The organism is Corynebacterium rouxii (assembly GCF_902702935.1).
GTDB lineage: Bacteria > Actinomycetota > Actinomycetes > Mycobacteriales > Mycobacteriaceae > Corynebacterium > Corynebacterium rouxii.
In genome coordinates this window covers 1,310,172-1,331,553 of sequence record NZ_LR738855.1, presented here as the reverse complement: position 1 = coordinate 1,331,553, position 21,382 = coordinate 1,310,172, and the positions used below count along the sequence as shown (strand labels likewise).

The following is a 21,382-nucleotide window of genomic DNA, read 5'->3' as shown; positions in this document are numbered from 1 at the left end:
GCTTTCTTAGCTCTCCGCCCCACACTTTGGTTTTATATGACTGAAGAAGCTGTGCGGCAGAATTATCAAGTATAAGTAATGTTTCTTTGGTGCCGTGAACGCCCGCTGCAGGCCATTTGTCGGCTGGCGAAGCATTAACAACGTGCTGTGCTGCTTCAGCTTTTTCTGCACCGGCAACGAGTAACCACACACGCGCAGAAGAATTTACCGCGGGGAGTGTGAGCGACACCCGCTGTGCTGGTGGCTTAGGAGAGTCGGAAACCACAGTGATTAAGTGCACGTCCTCTTTGATAGCCGCAGAATCGGGGAACAATGAATTGATGTGTCCTTCGCCGCCCATTCCTAATAAATGAAGATCAAATCCTCGCGGGGCATATTTATTGATGCATTCGCTATATGCTGAGGCGTGAGTAGACATCTCGCCACCATTGAGATGGAAACCATGGATGTTTGATGATGGAATAGCAATTCGATTGAGTAGTACTTCGCGCGCTTGCCCCTCATTCGAATCCGGATGCGTCACTGGTACGTTTCGTTCATCACCGAAAAATACATGTACTTTTGACCAATCGATTGAACTATGAGCTAGCTCCTTAAGCAACCCTATTCCGGCACCGCCGCCGGTGAGGACTATACGAGCGACACCATCGCCATGTACTCCGCCGTTTGAAAAAACGTCATCAATAACCTGGAGGAATCTGCGATGGGCTTCCTGAATAACTGCGTCGAGGTCTGATACTCGAATAACTTCAACCATAAAAGTGTCTCATCTTTCGAAAATTTTATTGCGTCGGGTAGGACACTCTACTCAGACCGCGAAGTGCTCGAGCATAAGCGATATCTGGGTCGAGATGGCGCAATTCTTCCGCCAAACAATCAGCTTGACTACGTCGTGTCACTGCCACGTGTGCTGTTGACCGGCCAGGGATACTAACCGAAAGTGTTTGGTCGTCGTCAAGGGCTTCGATGACAACGCAACCAGAAGGGCGCTCTAACTCGATTCGTTTAACTGGTATTTTTGCCAGTCCGGCATCATCAAAAGCTGCTGAACCAGAACCGTAATTATGACGTTCGACAGAGATCCCGAGCCGCTCGCATAGCCAGCCTGCAGCGAGGTCGACACTGGGACAATCGGATTCGCCATAAACTCGAACGTCTTGGACCATTTCATATGGAGCTTGATCCAAACTTGAAGCGAGAACTCCGCGCCAAGGAGTTAATCTTGCCCATGAAAAATCGGAATCTCCAGGAGCGTAGTGATTGCGGCGGTTATACAAAGCGTCTACTGGTGGATCAAAGTATGAATCTGTAATACGACGCTGTGCAATTTTACCGATGGGATCCTCGGCTGGATTGATCGGAGCAGAAGAGGGCCACCATGCCACGATAGGGGTATCAGGGAGTAACAGCGGAGTAACGACATGCACAAGGTGCTTTGCGACGCGCCCTGCTAATTTGATGAGAATCATCTCAGAGGCGCCGGCGTCGCCACCAATGCGTACCTCTGCATCAACTTGGGACTCGCCTTCGTGCGAGCCAGCGACCAAAATGATTACACGTGAGGGATGCTCTTGAGAGGCTTCATTAGTAGCTCGAATAATACCTTCGACATCGCTGGTGTCTCGAGCTACAACAATAAGAGTAAGTACTCGGCTGGTGGTTACCTGACCTCCTGTGTCACGAATTTTTACCAGAGTCTTGGCGATTTCCTGTGTAGTGGTATTCGGCAGTGTAAAAATCACGGCGTATCTCAGCTTCCTCGCTCGTTAAGGTCGACGCCAAGCGCGACCTTCGCGCTCCAGCATCTTGTCTGCACCAGCTGGGCCCCAGGTTCCAGCGGGGTATTCTTCCGGTTGCCCGCGATCAGACCAGAAGTTCAATATCGGATCTAGGATCTGCCAGCTAAGCTCAACTTCTTCATTTGTTGGGAAGAGACTTGCTTCGTCGAGAAGCGCATCGAGAATAAGTCGTTCGTAGGCTTCCGGTGATTCTTCGGTAAATGCCTCTGAGTATGAGAAGTCCATGTTGACGTCTCGTACTTCCATCGTGTTACCAGGAACCTTGGAGCCAAAACGCATCAGCATACCCTCATCAGGCTGGACTCGGATCACTACGACGTTGCGGCCTTGGGAATGACGGCTACCTTCGCTAAAAGGCTGATGAGGCGCATCCTTGAATACTAGGGCGATCTCAGTCACCCTGCGCCCTAAACGCTTTCCAGTCCGAAGGTAAAAGGGAACACCGGCCCAACGACGCGAATTTATCTCGAGTGTGCAGGCAGCATAAGTCTCAGTTCCGGAATTAGGATCAAATCCGTCTTCTTCTCGTAGACCTTGGACGAGCTCAGATCCCTGCCAACCGCGCGAATATTGCCCACGGGCTGTTGTCTTGGCAAAAGGTTCTACTGGGCGAGTAGCACGAAGAACCTTGATTTTTTCAGCCTGAAGCTCTTGTGGGGTAAAAGCTACGGGTTCCTCCATAGCTACCAGCGCCAAAAGCTGAATAAGATGGTTTTGGATAACGTCTCTAGCGGCGCCGATTCCATCATAGTAACCAGCGCGACCGCCTAGACCAATATCCTCAGCCATGGTGATTTGGACATGGTCAACATAGTGAGAATTCCAGAGCGGATCAAATAGCTGGTTTGCAAAGCGCAGTGCCATAATATTTTGCACTGTCTCTTTACCCAAGTAGTGGTCGATACGGAATACTGACTTTTCAGGGAATACTGAATTGATCAAGTTGTTCAGCTGACGTGCTGATTCTTGATCATGCCCAAAAGGCTTTTCCACAATGACACGACGCCATGAATTGCCCTCGGCTGTAGCCATGCCTGAACGCTGAAGTTGATGGCAAACATCCGAAAAATAATCTGGTGGAACAGAGAGATAAAAGGCCCAGTTACCGGCAGTTCCACGGGTCTGATCAAGATCCGCCAAAAGCGATGCCAAACTATCAAACGCTGCATCATCATCGAAATTGCCCTGAACGAAGTGCATACCTTCGGCAAGTCGTGCCCAAACATTTTCGCGGAAATCGGTACGGGCACCGGCAACAACTGCTTGCTTGACGTAATCTTCAAAGTCGGCCTTAGACCAGCCTCGTCGACCGTAGCCGACAAGACTGAAACCTGCAGGCAATAGGCCTCTGTGTGCGAGATCGTAAATTGCTGGCAGGAGCTTTTTCCGAGCGAGATCACCAGTTACACCAAAAATAACCATTCCGCATGGGCCCGCGATGCGGGGGAGACGTTTGTCCTCAGCATCCCTTAGGGGGTTGACCCATTTGCTTGACGTTCTACTACACGAATTCTCATGTGTATCAGGATAGGAAAAATCAACACCGTCGAAAGCAAGTTCAGCATTGTTACTTTCTACGGTGTCTCCGTTAGCCACTGGTTTACTCACGTTGGGCAAGTTTACCCTCTCGATGGTGGTTCTCAGAACCCAACGCGATTATTTTTGTGCTGAAACTGTATTACTTCAAGCGAGATTCCATCGAATCAAGAAGTTCGCTCCAGGCTGCTACGAACTTATCGACGCCCTCTTGCTCCAGCACAGCGAACACATCTTCAAAGTCAATGCCTGTTTGAGAAATGCGTGTAAATATTTCATTTGCCGAATCGCTGCTGGAACTAAGCGTGTCACCATGAATATCATCTGCGGCTAACACAGCGTCGATGGTAGATTCCGGCATCGTATTGACGGTGTCCGGGCCAGCGAGTTCCGAAACATAGAGCGTGAGCGAATAATCTGGGTTTTTTACTCCAGTGGAAGCCCACAAAGGACGTTGAACATGAGCTCCTTCAGGTAGATCAGCAGCTTGGAATGCTTCAAGGAAGACAGCGTAAGCGCGTTGGGCATTCGCCACACCTGCTTTTCCACGCAGGGAAAGTGCTTCGTCACTACCAATTTGTTCCAGGCGTTTGTCCACTTCGGTGTCCAAACGCGACACGAAGAACGATGCGACTGAATGAATCTGAGATACGTCAAGCCCGTTTTCTGCTGCTTTTTTGATGCCTTCGATATACGCAGCGATGACTTCACGGTAGCGTGCTACTGAAAAAATGAGCGTTACGTTAACGCTTATACCTTCTGCCAATGCATCAGTGATTGCTGGCAATGATCCTCGGGTAGCGGGGATCTTGATCATGACATTCGGTCGATCTACTTTATTCCACAATTCACGAGCTTGGGCGATCGTGGCATCTCGATCCTCGGAGATTCGAGGATCGACTTCAATGCTTACGCGGCCATCTTTGCCTTCAGATTCGGCGTAGATTTCAGAAAAAACGTCGCAAGCTGCGCGCACATCGTCAATACTCATGGCGTAGACAGCGGAATTCGCATCGGCTCGAGCGGCCTTTAGCTTTTCAATTTGGGAATCATATGCAGTTCCCTTGCTCATCGCAGTTGCAAAGATTGCTGGGTTCGTCGTAACGCCAACGATCGATTTACTCTTAATAAGTTCGGCGAGGTTGCCGGATTGAAGGCGATCGCGAGATAGATCATCAAGCCAAGTTGAAGTGCCCACATTCTTGAGTTGGTCAATTGCAGTCACTATAAAACCTTTCAGTCGAATATTGAGGATTGTGATTTTTCTAAAGAAAAACAAACGCAGATTATTGGTGAAACTACATAAGCGAACCAGCAACCTGCGTTTGCAACATGGAGAGAATCTCGTTCTTATTGCTGAGAAGCGGCAAGTGATTCGTGTGCCGCAGCAATGACTGCCTCAGTGGTTATGCCAAATTCGCTGAAGAGCTTCTCATACGGAGCAGATGCGCCGAAGCGTTCAAGCGATACAGCTCGACCGTGGGTGCCCAGATGTCGGTACCAAGACAAGGCGACCCCTGCTTCCACTGATACGCGAGCGCTGACCGCTCGCGGAAGTACCTCTTCTTGATAAGCAGCGTCTTGTTCCTCGAACCAATCCAAGCAAGGAACGGACACAACTCGAGTCGCAATCTTTTCTGCTTCCAAAGCTTGAGCTGCTTCGACTGCAAGCTGCACTTCGGAACCCGAAGCCATCAAAATAACGTCAGGAGTTTTTTTAGATCCTTCAACGAGGACATATGCACCTCGTGAGACACCATCCCGCGCTTTTTCTTTAGTTCCTTCGAGAACCGGTACGTTTTGACGTGTAAGCGCTAGACCTTTAGGACCTTCCTTATAAAGGAGTGCAGCACGCCAAGCCGCAGCAGTTTCGTTAGCATCAGCGGGACGAAGCATCGAAACGCCAGGAATAGCACGTAGCGATGCAAGCTGCTCGACAGGTTGATGAGTAGGACCGTCTTCGCCTAATCCAATGGAATCGTGCGTCCAGACATAGTATGCGTCGGTTCCCATCAAGGCCGCCAGACGGACAGCAGGGCGCATGTAATCCGAGAAAATCAGGAAGGTTCCACCATAAGGACGGGTTCCACCGTGGAGAGAAATACCATTGATAATTGCTCCCATGGCGTGTTCGCGGATACCGAAATGGAGATTACGTCCACCTGGCTCAGCAGTCCAAGTGGATGTGGAAATCGTAGATGGACCGAACGATGGAGAACCCTTAATAACGGTGTTATTCGAGCCTGCTAGGTCTGCAGAACCGCCCCACAACTCAGGAAGCGTCGCGCCGAGTGCCTGTAACGTAGCCTCAGAAGCCTTGCGGGTTGCGACGCCCTTGGCGTCAGGCTCCCACGAAGGTAGATCAGCATCGAAACCATCTGGAAGTTCGCGGGAAGCCATCCGATCAAAGAGGGCTTTATTTTCGGGGTTCGTTTCTGCCCAAGATTCGAAAAGTTCACGCCACTCAGCATGTCGCTGAGCACCTCGCTCTACAAGCTTCCGCGTATGAGAAATGACCTCCGGAGCTACCGCGAAGGATTCCTCAGGATTAAAACCGAGTGCTTTCTTGGTTCCGGCGACTTCTTCAGCACCAAGAGCAGCGCCATGTACAGCGCCGGTATTCATCTTTGTAGGCGCAGGATAGCCAATGATGGTCCGCACGCGGATAAAAGTAGGACGAGAAGTATCGGCTTTAGCCTCTGCGACTGCTTTCTCAATCGCTTCAACGTTTTCGCCGCCGTCAATTTCAATTACTTGCCAGTGATAAGCACGGTAACGATCGACAACCTTTTCGTTGAATGCAATCTCAGTATCTTCTTCGATCGAGATCCGGTTATCGTCCCAGAAAACGATGAGATTTCCAAGCTTTTGAGTTCCGGCAAGTGAACATGCCTCCGCGGTAACGCCTTCTTGAAGATCGCCATCAGAAGCAATCACATAAATGTAATGGTCGAACGGGGACGTGCCTTCAGCCGCGGCAGGGTCGAATAACGCACGCTCACGTCGCGAAGCCATCGCCATGCCAACAGCCGATGCCAAGCCTTGGCCCAATGGTCCAGTTGTAATTTCAACGCCTTTAGTATGACGGTATTCTGGGTGGCCAGGAGTTAATGCGCCCCAAGTGCGCAGGGCTTTAAGGTCGTCAAGTTCGAGGCCGTAGCCACCGAAGTAAAGCTGAATGTATTGCGTAAGTGAAGTGTGCCCACATGACAACACAAAACGATCGCGACCAGCCCAATGAGGATCCGAAGGATCGACGTTCATGACACGCTGGAAAAGAGTGTAAGCCAGAGGGGCCAAGCTCATAGCAGTGCCGGGGTGGCCCGAACCGCAATTCTGGACTGCATCAGCGGCGAGTACACGAGCGGTGTCTACTGCCTGAGTATCGAGGTCGTCCCAGTCGCTAGGGTAGTGACGGGAGGTAAGAGCCTGAAGCTCCGGAGATAAAGTCACTGTTTGCCATCCTTGTGTTGCGAATATTGTGAAATTTCAATCCAAACGACGGATCGAAAAAGTTACAGTTGCCACCTTAGTAGGATTCGTGGCAGTTATGGGGTATGAGAAAGAATTTTTAGTGATGTTACTTTTTGAATCTCCCGATTGGGCGGTAAGGGCCTCCGAACTAGGTGGGAATACGTCAATTATTTAAACGGTACGGTACGGTTGAATGTTTAGGGTCGGTACAATGATTTCGCATGCTGGGCGTTAGTATAAAAACGCTATTCACACATTGCTAAGGCCGTAGCGCTTCGTGAATGGTACGGACAGTTAGCGATTTGCAGGCCGACTGTAGTTTACGCACTTAAATTTTGAACATGTTGGAGGAAACCTTGGAGACAATCAAGGCCTATATAGCGTTAACAAAACCTAGGGTCATTGAGCTCCTATTGGTAGCAACTATTCCGGCGATGCTTCAAGCAGAACGCGGAGAAAACAACATTGGGCTGATATTGCTTACGTTGTTGGGCGGTTGGATGGGAGCTGCAGCTGCCAATACATTCAACATGGTTGCCGACTCGGATATCGACCAGAAGATGGGACGTACGCGAGCTCGGCCACTAGTTCGTAACAAAGTTTCTAATCGGAACGCTTCAGTATTTGCTTGGACTCTCACTGTCGTGAGTTTTTTATGGCTATGGTTGTTATGCCGATCTGTACTTGCGGGATTATTCATCCTCTTGACGATCTTCTTTTATATATTTGTCTACACAAAATATCTTAAGAGGAAAACCCATCTCAACATCGTGTGGGGCGGTGCGGCAGGTTGCATGCCCGTAGTCGTCGGGTGGGCTGTGATCACTGATAACCTGCCAGCTGGTACACCAGCACAATGGTGGCAGGCGATTGTGCTTTTCATGGTGATCTTCTTCTGGACACCTCCACACACATGGGCATTAGCCATGAAGTACAAAGATGATTACGCACGTGCAGGCGTTCCTATGCTCCCTGTTGTTCGTACTCCTGTGGAAGTAACTCGCCAAATTGTGTGGTACACCGTTGCAACGGTACTCACCACATTTCTTCTTATTCCTGCTGCCTCATGGATCCACGCAGTCATTGCTGTCGTGTCAGGCGTGTGGTTCTTAGTTATGGCTGTCAGGCTACATAACGGGATTAAAAATGGCGGTGAAGTCAAACCATTAAAACTATTCATCCTTTCCAATAATTACTTGGCTGTCTACTTTGTGGGATTGTCGATTGATGCAGTACTTGGTTGGGAGACAATCGGTAGTCAACTTGGGTGGACAACGACGTTCTTTTAAGCACAAATCAATTTGAATAACTCAGGATAAGCAAAATGCCTCGTGATGTTCCATAAAACATCATGAGGCATTATTCGTCTGCGGGTTTCGACCTTTGAGTTAGATCTGCAACTTAGACCTATACACTCACGCGTTTCTTGCCTTCTGCCCACAAGAATGCGCAGAAGGCGACCACAACAGAGCACATTCCAATATGGACCGGAACAGTCCAACGCGGAACTCCGAGTCGGTATTGAATGACACCAATAAGTGCTTGAATGATAATCATGAGGATGAGCATCCAACCCACGTTTTGGGCTCGTTTAGGCGCCATTTGAAGTGCTAGTCCAACAACTAGCAGTAGTGTAAGCGCTAAGTAGACATACATCGACCAAGCATGAACATGGGCCATCCAATCGATATCTACATCTAACCGGCCTTCCATGCCGACGCCTGAATCACCCGAATGCACGCCTGCACCGGTAGTCATAGTTCCGGTAATCAAAACCAAGGAAAGTAAAAAGGCACTAAAAGCAGCTAAAAATCTTAGCGAACCGGCGAATAGGTAGACCACTTCGCCGTCGTCAGGCTCTGCAAGTCGAATATAAAGGATAGCTGCCATCCATACTAGGAAGACAGATGGGAGAAAATGCACGGCAACTGCCCACCAGCGTAAGTCCAAATGGACTGAAATACCGCCGATTACAGCTTGAACAACGATGCCTAAACACTGAATCCAGGCATTAACTTTGATTTCTTTACGACGTCCGGTGGAATAAACTGCAACAAAAACAGAAACAGCAATGCCCACGAGGACAAAGGTGAGTAGTCGGTTTCCAAACTCAATTGCTTGATGGATCCAAGGTGCAGCTCCTTGGACGGGCACTAGGGATCCTTCATGGCAGTTAGGCCACGTGTTACATCCCAAACCGGAACCTGTTACACGAACAATAGAACCGGTTATGGTGATGCCACCTTGAGCAAAAAGCAACGCCATGGCTAATCGACGTTGTGTAGAAATTGTGGGTGCAAATTTTCTCGGTTGAGATATATGCGATCGAAGATCTGGGGTAGTCACAAAGCCAGATTGTACTCAGAGTTGTTTAAACATGCGGTACTGCCAGATCCGGCAAGGTAGTGGCTTATACCACTAGCATATTAGCTATTAAATTTGAACCATCGAGTAGCGCCCAAGGCGCCTAGAGCAAGCCAGAATAATAAGATGACGCATTCTTTGATTGGAACAATGCCTGAGAATGCTAAGGATATGCCTTTACCTGCTGCAACTGATGGGACAATGGACATCCAAGTGGATGATTCAGAACCGTTTCTAAATACAACAAACGACACAATGCCTATTAAGCCGAACCAAATGAGATTTGCCAATCCCAGAACTAGTTCGGATGAAAGCGTTCCGCCCATCAGCAGACCGAGGGCAGTAAAAGCTGCGACTCCGAGGAAGAACACTGCCATTCCGCAGAAATAGGCGCTAGGAGTTACACGCCACCCTAAAGCGAAGGCTACGCAAGAGATCACTAAGACTTGGAGAATACTGACTGTTAAGACTCCAATAACTTTGCCCAGGACTATCGTCCATGAAGGGACCCCGCTGGCACCAACTCGCTGGAGTGCGCCATAACGACGATCGAACGCTAGTGAAATTGCTTGCCCTGTGAAACCTGAGCTTAGAGACGCCATTGTGAGCATTACTGGCAGAGTGGCAAGTAGGGGAGTTGGTTCGTCCACAATATGTAAGAACGAGATTGCGACAATGCTAATAACAGGAATGACAAAGCTTAATAATATTTGTTCACCATGTCGAAGAAAGAGCTTCGCTTCAATACGTCCTTGCGACGTGACCATTTTCAGTATTGATGCTTGAACAGGATGCGGCTCGAAAATTCCGGCTGGGAAGCGGGGCACCGTGCTTTGAAAAGACTCATTAAGTTTGGGCATCGTTAGCTCCTTAGCTCGTTTCCCGTAATAGATAGGAAGATATCCTCAAGATTTTGAGTATCTGTTGTCCAAGAGGTTATAAGCACATTTTTTTGTCGTGCCACTCTGGCTAATTCGGAAAGTGCACCTGTGAGATCCGCAGAAGCAACTCGGTAGCGTAGCGGGCGTAACTCTGAAATCGCTAGATTTGGAATTTTTGCGATAATTTCAGAGATTTCCAGCGGTGCTGCAGTAGTCATTACTGCAGTCTGTTGTCCTGGAGCAGAAGTAAGGAGCTCTTGCGTTGTGCCCGAAGTAATAATTTTGCCTCGATCAATAATTGCAATTCGATCGGCGAGCGCCTGAGCTTCGTCCATGAGGTGCGTTGTAAGGATAACGGTTACACCATCGCGCTTTAACGATGAAATGAGATCCCATACGACGAGACGAGACTGAGCATCTAAACCGGCAGTAGGTTCATCGAGGAACACCATTCGAGGACGTCCAATAATCGCGAGAGCTAGTGATAGTCGTTGTTGTTGACCACCCGATAAGCGTCGATATGTAGTTTTTCGGACTCCTTGAAGTCCTAACACATCTATCAACCACTCAGGATCTAATGGATTTTCACTATACGAGGCCGCCAGACCTAACATTTCTGATACGCGAATACCAGAATAAGAACCGCCGCTCTGGAGCATAATTCCGATTTGCTGGCGAACTGCATCACCTTCAGTGGCGGGATTCATACCGAGAATTGTGACGCTGCCTGAACTTGGTTTAATGAAGCCTTCACACATTTGGATCGTTGTCGATTTTCCTGCTCCATTGGGCCCAAGGAGAGCAAAGACTTCTCCCCGGTAAACCGACAGGGTAATACCCGCAACAGCTTGCTTTTCTCCAAAAGATTTCACCAAATTTGTTAGTGATAACACTGGTGAATTGCTTGAGTCGTGCGTTGATCCTAACTTAGTCACGAAAAGTCAGTTTAAAGCAAAACTTCATCGACGGTTGAATATCCACCGGACGAAGAGAACAAAAATAATAAAACTTGTGATGGAGCCTAAGTAAATAGAAAGGACAGTAACTGGGGGTAATGATAGGCCACGGGGAAGCACGAAAAATGAAAGAAGCGTGGAATACCCAATAACGGTATACCGGAATAAACGTCTATTAGCCCACGCTGCGAGTGGCAAAATTGCCCAAAGCATGTACCACGGATGGACTACTGGGAAGCAGATGACAAGGATGAACGTCGATACGCCCAAGCCTCCAATAGCGGCTATTCGACCAACATATGTTGCCACTAACATTCGGACCATGACTGCTAAAGCTACAAAAATACCGGCGGCGCGGGTGACTACTAGGATCGCTTCTGTGTGATCGCCTAAGCCTAGAAGCATTCCAAACCAGCCGAAGATAACACCAATTGCTGTCGAGATAGACATCCAACTCCGAATAGAGACGGCCCCGCCTTGTCCCGTTACCCATCCCAAGCTAATTCCTGAAATGAGGGTAACAAATGCGATACTGGCCACAAATCCGACAAAATGCAAAGTTGTGGATATGCTCAGCGCTTTCCAATGATTAAAGCCATAAAGATGAAGTGCTCGAGCAAAAGCCATTCCGATAAAGCCTAGCCCGATAAAGCCCGTAACTTTTACCATGCCGGCCGATGAAATCATGGTGATGGACAAAAAGAGGAAAAAAGCTACCAAACCGTAGCGTTCTAAGGACAACAAGGTACAAGCGCGTAGACCCACTTCAAACCCAGCTAGTAGCAAACCCAATAGAATTGCCTCATTATGGATACCACCTACAAGGTGCAAGATAGTCAGCGGGTTTAACAAGCCGAGCCACAGGGCTGCCTGCGGGAACACACGGCAACGAATTGCAAGACGTGAAATTGCCCAGCCCGCTAGGGCGATACCAGCAATCGATAGTGCCCGATGGCAAAATACGCTCCACACTATAGAATCATCGGTCACAATGCTGATTACTTTGGCAAGACCTAAAGCGACTGGACCATATGGTGATGGCGAATGCGCCCAAATAAAAGGAACACTGCGAGCTAGCGGGTTGTCTGCGCCTAATAAGTCCACTGGCCCAGCTAAATAAGGATCGAGCCCTAGTTTGAGAATTCTTCCATTAGCTATATAGGAATAGATGTCTTGAGTGAACATGGGTGCACTCAATAAAATCGGAAGACTCCAAGCTGCAAAAGTGCGTCGTAAGAGAGACGCACTCACTAAGGCCTGGGAGTGGCGACTGTGGTGGTTGATTACTCCTACGAAAGGTGCCATTAAAAGCCAAGCCACCACAATAAATCCTACGCCGATGAAGCATATAATCATTGAGGTCTGCAACATCCGAGACATGAGCGAACCTGCGGGAAAACCTGTGTAGGGATTGCCCACTACGGGAAGGGCGCCTGCCCCCAAGCCGCCGAGACCAAGCAGTAACGCTCCAATTGTCCCTAGCCATCGAATCTGCGCAAAACGGTGCAGTTCAGAAAAAGTCAGTGTCGACCCCTTGGTGCCTGGGGTGCGTAGCACCGATCGCACAGCGCTATGCGATGCACTGGAATCTGCGATGAGGTCTGTGCCAGTAGCCGTATTAATAAAGGTGGATCCACCTTGATATGGATCGTGTGGTCCCAATTTGGTAGGAACATCTGAATAATCGCCGGTACTTAGCATTGTTGCTCTTGAACCGGAGCGGCCTAATCGTGGAAGTTCTTCACGAAATGAGCTCCACAGGTGTTTCAGAATATTCTTCACACCGAAGATCTTAGCGGGTGGATACTGACTACCGATGTTGTAAATGGGGTGTTGGTGAAAAGGGGCTCAGTGCAAAATTTCCTAGAAATAGCAGGATTTCTAAGGGGCATTCAGAAGGAGGTTTTTACCCCCGTTCACATCTTGTTGCATGGGCGCAGGCTAGCGGTCGTTCGTATCTCATTAGGAGTCCGATGTTGTCGGTATTTTAGAAAAATTTGGATAAATGGACTCAATGAGTGTTGTGGTTTGGTAGTGAGAAAACTCCATTTTTGCTGGCCTTTGGAAAATTATCGAAATATATGGGGCTCAGTTAACAAATCAGACACCTTTCAATGCTATTGAAGAACTGTATCAATAGCATTGAAAGGTGTGGGAGAAGTGCTGGTTAGGGTGGGCTAACCTGCACTTTTGTGGGTTATGGCTATTGGCGGAATGAATAACGTCATATTAGTGTTGCTAAATGGTATCTAAGGTTTATTGCCCCTCAAGTCCCGTATCGATGGGACCGTTTGGGGATTGATTTTCAATAGAAACTATTCGGAATAGGAGGTGAACGACTTGGCTCCCGCTAAGAAGGTTGAAACGCGAAGCACTGATGGTGAAACGCGTCGACATATCATGCTGATTATGTTGAAAGAAGGTCCAGTTACTGCAACCCAACTGGGCCAACAACTCAACCTCTCTGCCACTGGAATTCGCCGTCACCTAGATATTTTGCTGGATGAGGGATTCGCTGAGATCTCTTCCGTGCGACGAGGGGCATGCGAGAAAAGTCGTGGACGACCTGCAAAAGCGTTTAAATTAACTGCATCGGGGCGTTCTCAATTTGGTCACGAATACGATTCGTTGGCCGCCGACGCTCTCGCAACCCTGAAAGAATCTGGGGGAGAAGCAGCAGTTCGTGCTTTTGCGCGAAAGCGTGTCGAAAAAATTCTCGCAGGTGTCCATGTTCCAGACAATATTGACGACAATCATCTGGCTGAGGTAGCAACTCAATTGGTTGAAGCCTTTAGCAATAACGGATATGCGGCGACCATTAATAATGCTGCGAACGGAGTTCAGATCTGTCAGCACCATTGCCCGATTTCGGGAGTTGCAGCAGATTTCCCCGAGCTTTGCGAAGCGGAACATGAAATGATCGCAAAAATTCTCGGACACCATGTTCAGCCCTTGGCCTCAATTGCGGATGGACATGACATCTGCACGACAAACATTCCGATAACCCCAATTCTGACTCCCCGAAAAAATACTCCCACTGAAAGGAGCGGTTCATGACCTCGGCATCGCCAAAGACAGATGTGAATACAGCGAAAGCACCATCAACTGACGAAGAGATCATTAAGTCAATGGGACCGTATAACTACGGTTGGCACGATTCCGATGAAGCTGGAAAGAAAGCTCGTCGTGGACTTGATGAAGACGTCGTTCGCTATATTTCTGCACAGAAAAACGAACCTGAATGGATGCTCGAGCAACGTCTTAAGGCATTAAACACTTTTGAAAAAAAACCGATGCCGACGTGGGGCCCTGATCTTTCTTACATCAACTTTGATGACTTTAAATACTACGTCCGTTCCACGGAAAAACAGGCAACTACCTGGGACGATCTTCCTGAAGATATCAAGAACACCTACGACAAGTTGGGTATCCCAGAAGCCGAAAAACAGCGACTTGTGGCCGGCGTAGCCGCGCAATACGAGTCCGAAGTGGTCTATCACCAAATTCGTGAAGACCTGGAGACCCAAGGCGTAATTTTCTTAGACACTGATACAGCGTTAAAAGAACATCCAGAGCTTTTCCAAGAATACTTTGGAACCGTCGTGCCTGCAGGTGACAATAAGTTCTCCGCTCTTAACTCGGCTGTATGGTCTGGTGGATCCTTCGTCTATGTTCCTAAAGGTGTGCATGTGGAAATTCCGCTGCAGGCTTATTTCCGAATCAACACTGAGAACATGGGACAGTTTGAACGTACGTTGATCATCGTTGACGAAGACGCATACGTCCACTACGTAGAAGGCTGTACCGCACCGATCTACCAGTCAGATTCTTTGCACTCTGCGGTCGTAGAAATCATCGTGAAAAAAAATGCACGGTGCCGATACACCACAATTCAGAACTGGTCGAATAACGTGTTGAATCTAGTGACACAACGATCCAAGGTCGAAGAAGGTGGCACCATGGAATGGGTCGATGGAAATATTGGCTCAAAGGTCACAATGAAGTACCCAGCAGTTTGGATGGTTGGGCCACATGCGAAAGGCGAAGTCCTGTCCGCTGCTTTCGCGGGTGAAGGACAAATTCAAGATACTGGAGCCAAAATGCAACACATGGCCCCTTATACATCGTCCAATATTGTGTCAAAGTCAGTGGCTAGGTCGGGTGGACGCGCAGCTTATCGTGGACTTGTGCGAGTAGCAGCGAATGCACACCACTCAGTGTCAAACGTTGAATGTGACGCATTGCTGGTCGACAATATATCCCGTTCGGATACGTACCCGTACAACGACATTCGAAACGACCACGTTTCTCTTGGCCATGAGGCGACTGTATCCCAGGTTTCAGAAGAGCAGTTGTTCTATTTACAGTCGCGAGGCATCGCGGAAGACGAAGCAATGGCCATGATCGTGCGTGGCTTTGTTGAGCCGATTGCAAAAGAACTCCCAATGGAGTACGCGCTCGAACTCAATCGCCTGATCGAATTGCAGATGGAAGGATCGGTGGGCTAAACATGTCAACAACTAAAGCCGCAACCGTACACAACAACAAGGGCGATCTTTTTAGCTCTTTTAACGTTGAAGATTTTGATACGCCCCATGGCAAAGACGAAGTATGGCGATTCATATCGCTTCGTCGTCTCAGAGGCCTGCATAATGGCCGTTTCGCGCAAGCTGTCCCTGCTGAAATTGCAATTGATGCACCTGAAAACGGAGTGAAAGTCGAACGCGTTGCAAAAACAGAGGCGAAAATAGGACGTGCCGGTGCACCAATTGATCGGGTATCTGCGCAGGCTTTCACTAGCAGTGAAGATGCTCATGTAGTGACTATTAATCGTGATGCCGTAGTCGCAGAGCCAATTAAAATTTCTGTTACCGGCCAGGGCAATGACGTCACTTCATTTGGACATATTGTCATTGACGTTGAAGCAAATGCCGAGGCACTTGTAGATCTGCGTTATACAGGTACTGGCACCCATGCCGATAACGTTGAATTCCTCATCGGTGACAACGCACGACTCACAGTAATTGTTGATGTATCTTGGGATAACACCGCGGTACACCTTTCGGGGCAGCAAGCGGTTTTGGGACGAGATGCAGTTCTTCGTCACAATGCGGCAGTTTTCGGTGGCGAAGTAGTTCGCCTCGTTCCCCGTGTGAAATTTACACAGCCAGGCGGAGACGCCGAGATGCTGGGTGTCTACTTTGCCGATGATGGGCAGTACTTTGAACAGCGTTTGTTGGTAGACCATGCTGTTCCACAATGCCGTTCGAACGTCCTTTACAAAGGCGCAATTCAAGGCGATAAAAACTCTTCGCTTCCTGACGCCCACGCTACTTGGGTCGGTGACGTACTGATTCGTTCTGGTGCTCAGGGTACAGATACATACGAGGCCAACCGCAACCTTGTCTTAACAGATGGGGCACGTGCTGATGCAATTCCAAACTTGGAAATTGAAACTGGTGATATTGCAGGTGCCGGACATGCTGCTACGGTGGGTCGTTTTGATGATGAACATGAATTCTACCTTCGATCTCGTGGTATCCCGCAAGATGAAGCTCGTCGCCTCATCATCCGTGGTTTCTTCTCAGAAGTAATCAACAGGATTCCAGTTGATTCAGTTCGAGAAGACTTAGAAAATCGTGTGTCAGAAGAACTCAAGACCTTCCAGAACAGTCGAAACGCCTAATATCTACAAACGGAAAGCACATCCCACTATGAGCACTCTTGAAATTAAAAACCTCCACGCCCAGGTCGTACCCGCTGATGAAAGCGCAGCGCCAAAGCCAATCCTTAAAGGCGTAAACCTTACTATTAAATCGGGTGAAACTCACGCCATCATGGGACCAAACGGTTCTGGTAAATCTACCTTGGCATACACATTGTCGGGTCATCCTCGCTATGAAGTTACTGACGGCGAAGTACTACTCGATGGCGAAAATATCCTCGATATGGACATCGATGAGCGTGCACGTGCCGGCCTTTTCTTGGCAATGCAGTACCCAACCGAAATTCCTGGTGTCTCGATGGCCAATTTCTTGCGTTCGGCAGCAACTGCCGTACGCGGTGAAGCTCCGAAACTGCGTGAATGGGTTAAAGAAGTAAAACAAGCCCAGCAGGATCTTAAGATTGATAAAGCCTTTAATGAGCGGTCAGTCAACGAGGGATTCTCTGGCGGAGAAAAGAAACGCCACGAAGTGCTACAACTTGATCTTTTGCAGCCTAAATTTGCTGTGATGGATGAAACAGACTCCGGTCTTGACGTGGACGCATTGCGCATTGTTTCTGAAGGAATCAACCGTTACCAAGAAAAATCTAACGGCGGTATTTTGATGATTACTCACTACAAGCGCATTTTGAATTATGTTCAGCCCGATTTTGTTCACGTGTTTGCCAATGGCCAGATCATTACCTCCGGCGGTCCAGAGCTAGCTGATGACCTAGAAGCAAACGGCTACGACCGGTTCTTGGCATAATGCACACACAATTCGTTACCGAGGCTGGGGAACTTAACTCTGAGGCTATCCGCGCGGAATTTCCAATTCTGGCGCGGACGGTACGTGGTGATAAGCCACTGATCTATTTGGATTCTGGCGCTACATCGCAGCGCCCGCTGCGCGTGTGGAAGGCCGAAGAACAATTCGTATTGCATACGAATGCTCCGGTTCATAGGGGCGCATATCAGCTGGCAGAAGAAGCAACAGATGCATACGAAGAAGCACGAGACGCAATCGCGAGCTTTGTTGGCGTTGATGGCTTCGAACTTGCTTTTACTAAAAATGCCACAGAAGCGCTTAACTTAGTGGCATATACTCTCGGTGATGATCGTGCTGGGCAGTACCAAGTAAAAGCCGGCGATACAGTTGTCGTTACTGAACTTGAGCACCATGCCAATCTTGTCCCGTGGCAAGAATTGTGTCGTCGCACTGGTGCGACACTTAAATGGTACAAAGTGACCCCTGATGGCCGTATCGATGTGGATTCATTAGAACTTGATGAAACGGTCAAGGTTGTTGCGTTTACTCATCAGTCCAATGTGACCGGAGCTGTCGCGCCGGTTGCTGAGTTAGTCAGGCGAGCACGAACAGTAGACGCACTTGTAGTTTTGGATGCTTGCCAGTCTGTTCCACATATGGCAGTCGATTTTCATGCTCTTGACGTAGATTTTGCCGCGTTTTCAGGGCATAAGATGTGTGGTCCCTCTGGTGTGGGAGCATTATATGGCAAAGCAGAAATCTTAGAAAAGCTACCACCGTTTTTAACGGGTGGATCTATGATTTCTGTGGTGACTATGGAAGAAACTACATTTGCCGATATTCCGCAGCGATTCGAAGCGGGTACTCAGATGACGAGTCAAGTAGTCGGCCTGGGCGAAGCCGTAAAGTTTCTTTCTGAAATTGGTATGGATAATATTTCGCGTCACGAACACGAAATCACGAAGTACGCCTTAGAGAAACTTTCGAAGATCAAGGGACTAGATATATATGGTCCTCGTACAGTTGAAAGCCGCGGGGCAACAGTTAGTTTTGCGGTAAAAGGAATACATCCTCACGATCTAGGCCAAGTGCTTGACGATCATGGCGTGTGTATTCGTGTAGGGCACCATTGTGCTTGGCCAGTACACCGTGAACTTAATGCGCAATCTACGGCGCGGGCTTCATTCTATCTTTACAACACTATCGACGAAGTTGATCGCTTAGTAGAGGCTATCGAAGCTGCAAAGAAGTTTTTCGGAGTGAGTGAGGAAGGAAAGTAGTTCATGAATCTGGAATCAATGTATCAAGAAGTAATTCTTGATCATTATAAGAATCCTCTTCATACTGGTCTGCGGGAATCTTATGATGCAGAAGTGCATCACGTGAATCCTTCCTGCGGTGATGAAATTACACTTCGTGTCCACTTATCGGAGGACGGATCAACTGTGCAAGACGTATCTTATGATGCAGAAGGTTGCTCTATTAGTCAGGCATCGACATCTGTTATGGCAGAAGAGATCGTTGGTCAGCCAGTTGACAAAGCGCTAGAAAAACTTGCCGAATTCGAAAAAATGATTACTTCACGTGGCAAAGAAGAAGGCGATGAGGACCTGATTGGTGACGGTATTGCGTTTGCAGGTGTTTCAAAGTATCCAGCGCGTGTCAAATGTGCGTTGCTAGGTTGGAAGGCTTTTCAAGCAGCAACGTCAGAAGCATTGGAAGGGAAAGCATGACCGAATCAAATGGTAACTCTGAAAGCACAACTACAGAGGGCAATACTGGTCCAGTAGTAGAAAACAGCTTGGACCCTTTAGCAGGACGACCGGAACAAAGTGAGGATGATATTGCTAAAGCCTCTGATGTTGAAGAATATCTTCGTGATGTTATCGACCCAGAGCTTGGCATTAATGTTGTCGATTTAGGTCTGGTTTATGACATTTGGATGGAAGATAGCACCCATGCGCATGTGAACATGACATTGACTTCTCCTGCGTGCCCGCTAACAGATGTTATTGAAGATCAAGCGGAATCTGCGGTGGTAGGAAACAAAGTTGCGGAAACATTAACTATCCATTGGGTCTGGATGCCGCCTTGGGGACCTCATATGATCACTGAAGATGGCCGTGAACAGTTGCGCGCTTTAGGATTTTCCGTATAACTATAGCCAAGACGAATTTTCCCTTCGCAGGTGTCTGTACTTTGACATGGACACCTGCTTTTCTTTTGTTTACCTAGCGTTGATAGGATAAACCGTTGTGATTGTGACCAATGATTTCGAAGTTCGCGTCGGTGCCCGCACTCTCTTGAATGCCCCAGGGCAACATTTGAGGGTACAGCCCGGTGACAGAATTGGTCTGGTTGGACGAAATGGTGCTGGGAAAACCACGACGATGCGAATTCTCGCAGGCGAAACTCAGCCGTATGGTGGCAGCGTCACCCGTTCCGGCGATATTGGGTACCTACCTCAAGATTCTCGTGAAGGAAACATAGATCAGACCGCGCGTGACAGAGTCCTATCAGCACGTGGTTTGGATCAGATTCAGTCATCCATGGAACGCCAACAAGAAATCATGGAAACGACAGAAGACGAGAAAAAGCGTGATGCTGCGATCCGTAAATACTCGCGGTTGGAAGAGCGCTATCATGCACTCGGCGGATATGAAGCTTCCTCAGAAGCCGCGAGGATTTGCGATAATCTTGGTTTGCCAGCACGAATTTTGGATCAGCCTCTGAAGACGCTGTCTGGTGGTCAGAGGCGTCGCGTGGAACTCGCGCAGATTCTTTTTGCCGCTTCAGCTGGCTCTGGAAAATCTAAGACCACGTTGCTACTTGACGAGCCTACTAACCATCTCGATGCAGATTCCATTACATGGTTGCGTGATTTTTTGAGTAAACACGAAGGCGGACTCATCATGATTTCCCATGATGTAGAACTCCTAGGCGCCGTGTGTAATAAGATTTGGTTTCTCGATGCTGTACGCGGGGAAGCAGACGTGTACAACATGGGTTTCGCCAAGTACAAAGATGCGCGAGCGACTGACGAAGCTCGTAGGCGTCGTGAACGTGCCAATGCTGAAAAGAAAGCTGCGGCGTTGAAGGACCAAGCAGCAAGACTTGGTGCGAAAGCAACGAAGGCTGCGGCCGCTAAACAAATGCTAGCGCGTGCAGAACGTATGGTGGGAAGCCTCGACGATGTACGTGTTGCGGATAGAGTGGCGCACATTTCTTTCCCAGAACCCGCGCCATGTGGAAAAACTCCGTTAAATGCAAAGGGCTTAACTAAAATGTACGGTTCTTTGGAAGTTTTCGCTGGTGTTGATTTAGCGATTGATAAGGGATCGCGAGTAGTAGTTCTTGGTTTCAATGGCGCAGGTAAAACTACGTTGCTCAAGCTTCTTGCTGGCGTGGAAAGAACTGATGGCGAAGGTGGAATCGTTACTGGGCATGGTTTGAAGATCGGCTATTTTGCCCAAGAACATGACACCATCGATCCTCAAAAGTCTGTGTGGCAAAATACTATCGATGCCTGCCCAGGTGCAGGCGAACAGGATCTTCGTGGGCTTCTCGGAGCTTTCATGTTTTCGGGTGATCAACTAGAACAACCAGCTGGAACATTATCTGGCGGTGAAAAAACTCGTTTAGCTCTTGCCGCATTGGTGTCTTCACGAGCTAATGTTTTGCTTCTCGACGAGCCCACCAACAACCTTGATCCTATTTCTCGTGAGCAAGTACTCGAAGCCTTGCGGACGTATACAGGTGCAGTAGTGCTCGTTACACACGATCCGGGTGCAGTAAAAGCGCTTGAACCTGAGCGCGTAATTGTATTACCTGATGGTGATGAAGATCTTTGGAGTGAAGACTACATGGAAATTGTCGAATTAGCCTAGACTGACCTGCAA

Annotated in this window: 17 protein-coding genes and 1 pseudogene; 9 read left to right on the top strand and 9 right to left on the bottom strand. The window is 48.5% G+C overall.

Annotated features, from left to right (window positions below):
* Positions 1–43: 43 nt before the first annotated feature.
* From pgl to tkt, 5 genes and pseudogenes are all read right to left on the bottom strand, one after another.
* Positions 44–757 (bottom strand): annotated as a pseudogene (gene pgl / locus CIP100161_RS06655) (6-phosphogluconolactonase); the annotation flags it as partial.
* A gap of 25 nt (positions 758–782) precedes the next feature.
* Complete coding sequence (locus CIP100161_RS06650) at positions 783–1,742, bottom strand: glucose-6-phosphate dehydrogenase assembly protein OpcA (RefSeq protein WP_155872980.1); 960 nt, start codon at positions 1,740–1,742, stop codon at positions 783–785.
* A gap of 24 nt (positions 1,743–1,766) precedes the next feature.
* Positions 1,767–3,416, bottom strand: coding sequence for a glucose-6-phosphate dehydrogenase (gene zwf / locus CIP100161_RS06645; RefSeq protein ID WP_155872978.1), 1,650 nt, complete (start codon positions 3,414–3,416; stop codon positions 1,767–1,769).
* A gap of 61 nt (positions 3,417–3,477) precedes the next feature.
* Positions 3,478–4,560, bottom strand: coding sequence for a transaldolase (tal, locus tag CIP100161_RS06640; RefSeq protein WP_155872976.1), 1,083 nt, complete (start codon positions 4,558–4,560; stop codon positions 3,478–3,480).
* Positions 4,561–4,685: 125 nt separating this feature from the next.
* The gene (tkt, locus tag CIP100161_RS06635; protein ID WP_155872974.1) at positions 4,686–6,788 is read right to left on the bottom strand and encodes a transketolase; all 2,103 of its coding nucleotides are present in this window, start codon (positions 6,786–6,788) and stop codon (positions 4,686–4,688) included.
* 362 nt (positions 6,789–7,150) lie between these two features.
* Here tkt and CIP100161_RS06630 point away from each other — a divergent pair, with 362 nt between their 5' ends.
* A complete protein-coding gene (locus CIP100161_RS06630) occupies positions 7,151–8,098 on the top strand; it encodes a heme o synthase (protein WP_155872972.1) in 948 nt (315 codons plus the stop codon).
* A 118-nt stretch (positions 8,099–8,216) separates the two neighbouring features.
* Here the strand turns inward: CIP100161_RS06630 and CIP100161_RS06625 are convergent, their stop codons facing one another.
* The 4 genes from CIP100161_RS06625 to mptB all read right to left on the bottom strand — a co-directional run bounded on the left by CIP100161_RS06625 (position 8,217) and on the right by mptB (position 12,711).
* Complete coding sequence (locus tag CIP100161_RS06625; RefSeq protein WP_155872970.1) at positions 8,217–9,155, bottom strand: COX15/CtaA family protein; 939 nt, start codon at positions 9,153–9,155, stop codon at positions 8,217–8,219.
* An 80-nt stretch (positions 9,156–9,235) separates the two neighbouring features.
* Positions 9,236–10,033 (bottom strand): ABC transporter permease, encoded by a 798-nt coding sequence (locus CIP100161_RS06620; RefSeq protein WP_155872968.1) that lies wholly within the window; start codon positions 10,031–10,033, stop codon positions 9,236–9,238.
* 2 nt (positions 10,034–10,035) lie between these two features.
* Positions 10,036–10,989 carry an ABC transporter ATP-binding protein gene (locus CIP100161_RS06615; protein WP_155872966.1) on the bottom strand — a complete coding sequence of 318 codons (954 nt, stop codon included), beginning with the start codon at positions 10,987–10,989 and terminating at the stop codon, positions 10,036–10,038.
* 24 nt (positions 10,990–11,013) lie between these two features.
* Positions 11,014–12,711 (bottom strand): polyprenol phosphomannose-dependent alpha 1,6 mannosyltransferase MptB, encoded by a 1,698-nt coding sequence (mptB, locus tag CIP100161_RS06610; RefSeq protein ID WP_232053193.1) that lies wholly within the window; start codon positions 12,709–12,711, stop codon positions 11,014–11,016.
* 630 nt (positions 12,712–13,341) lie between these two features.
* On the opposite strand from mptB, the gene CIP100161_RS06605 reads away from it, so the two are divergent.
* The 8 genes from CIP100161_RS06605 (at position 13,342) to CIP100161_RS06570 (ending at position 21,370) form a co-directional block, all read left to right on the top strand.
* Positions 13,342–14,067, top strand: coding sequence for a helix-turn-helix transcriptional regulator (locus CIP100161_RS06605; RefSeq protein ID WP_269472946.1), 726 nt, complete (start codon positions 13,342–13,344; stop codon positions 14,065–14,067).
* A complete protein-coding gene (gene sufB, locus CIP100161_RS06600; RefSeq protein ID WP_155872962.1) occupies positions 14,064–15,518 on the top strand; it encodes a Fe-S cluster assembly protein SufB in 1,455 nt (484 codons plus the stop codon). The genes CIP100161_RS06605 and sufB overlap by 4 nt, the downstream gene beginning before the upstream one ends.
* Positions 15,519–15,520: 2 nt before the next feature.
* On the top strand, positions 15,521–16,696 hold the full coding sequence (gene sufD, locus CIP100161_RS06595; RefSeq protein WP_155872960.1) for a Fe-S cluster assembly protein SufD: 1,176 nt from the start codon (positions 15,521–15,523) through the stop codon (positions 16,694–16,696).
* 28 nt (positions 16,697–16,724) lie between these two features.
* The gene (gene sufC / locus CIP100161_RS06590) at positions 16,725–17,483 is read left to right on the top strand and encodes a Fe-S cluster assembly ATPase SufC (protein ID WP_003851563.1); all 759 of its coding nucleotides are present in this window, start codon (positions 16,725–16,727) and stop codon (positions 17,481–17,483) included.
* Positions 17,483–18,763, top strand: coding sequence for a cysteine desulfurase (locus CIP100161_RS06585; protein ID WP_155872958.1), 1,281 nt, complete (start codon positions 17,483–17,485; stop codon positions 18,761–18,763). Before sufC ends, CIP100161_RS06585 begins: the two co-directional genes overlap by 1 nt.
* A gap of 3 nt (positions 18,764–18,766) precedes the next feature.
* The gene (gene sufU / locus CIP100161_RS06580; RefSeq protein WP_155872956.1) at positions 18,767–19,216 is read left to right on the top strand and encodes a Fe-S cluster assembly sulfur transfer protein SufU; all 450 of its coding nucleotides are present in this window, start codon (positions 18,767–18,769) and stop codon (positions 19,214–19,216) included.
* The gene (locus CIP100161_RS06575; protein ID WP_155872954.1) at positions 19,213–19,641 is read left to right on the top strand and encodes a metal-sulfur cluster assembly factor; all 429 of its coding nucleotides are present in this window, start codon (positions 19,213–19,215) and stop codon (positions 19,639–19,641) included. The genes sufU and CIP100161_RS06575 overlap by 4 nt, the downstream gene beginning before the upstream one ends.
* A gap of 97 nt (positions 19,642–19,738) precedes the next feature.
* On the top strand, positions 19,739–21,370 hold the full coding sequence (locus CIP100161_RS06570) for an ABC-F family ATP-binding cassette domain-containing protein (protein ID WP_155872952.1): 1,632 nt from the start codon (positions 19,739–19,741) through the stop codon (positions 21,368–21,370).
* Positions 21,371–21,382 lie beyond the last annotated feature (12 nt).

Bases quoted from the DNA above. Each gene is read 5' to 3' on its own strand.
- CIP100161_RS06630 (WP_155872972.1), top strand. From the start codon at position 7,151: ATGTTGGAGGAAACCTTGGAGACAATCAAGGCCTATATAGCGTTAACA.
- CIP100161_RS06620 (WP_155872968.1), bottom strand. From the start codon at position 10,033: ATGCCCAAACTTAATGAGTCTTTTCAAAGCACGGTGCCCCGCTTCCCA.
- mptB (WP_232053193.1), bottom strand. From the start codon at position 12,711: ATGCTAAGTACCGGCGATTATTCAGATGTTCCTACCAAATTGGGACCA.
- sufB (WP_155872962.1), top strand. From the start codon at position 14,064: ATGACCTCGGCATCGCCAAAGACAGATGTGAATACAGCGAAAGCACCA.
- sufD (WP_155872960.1), top strand. From the start codon at position 15,521: ATGTCAACAACTAAAGCCGCAACCGTACACAACAACAAGGGCGATCTT.
- sufC (WP_003851563.1), top strand. From the start codon at position 16,725: ATGAGCACTCTTGAAATTAAAAACCTCCACGCCCAGGTCGTACCCGCT.
- CIP100161_RS06585 (WP_155872958.1), top strand. From the start codon at position 17,483: ATGCACACACAATTCGTTACCGAGGCTGGGGAACTTAACTCTGAGGCT.
- sufU (WP_155872956.1), top strand. From the start codon at position 18,767: ATGAATCTGGAATCAATGTATCAAGAAGTAATTCTTGATCATTATAAG.
- CIP100161_RS06575 (WP_155872954.1), top strand. From the start codon at position 19,213: ATGACCGAATCAAATGGTAACTCTGAAAGCACAACTACAGAGGGCAAT.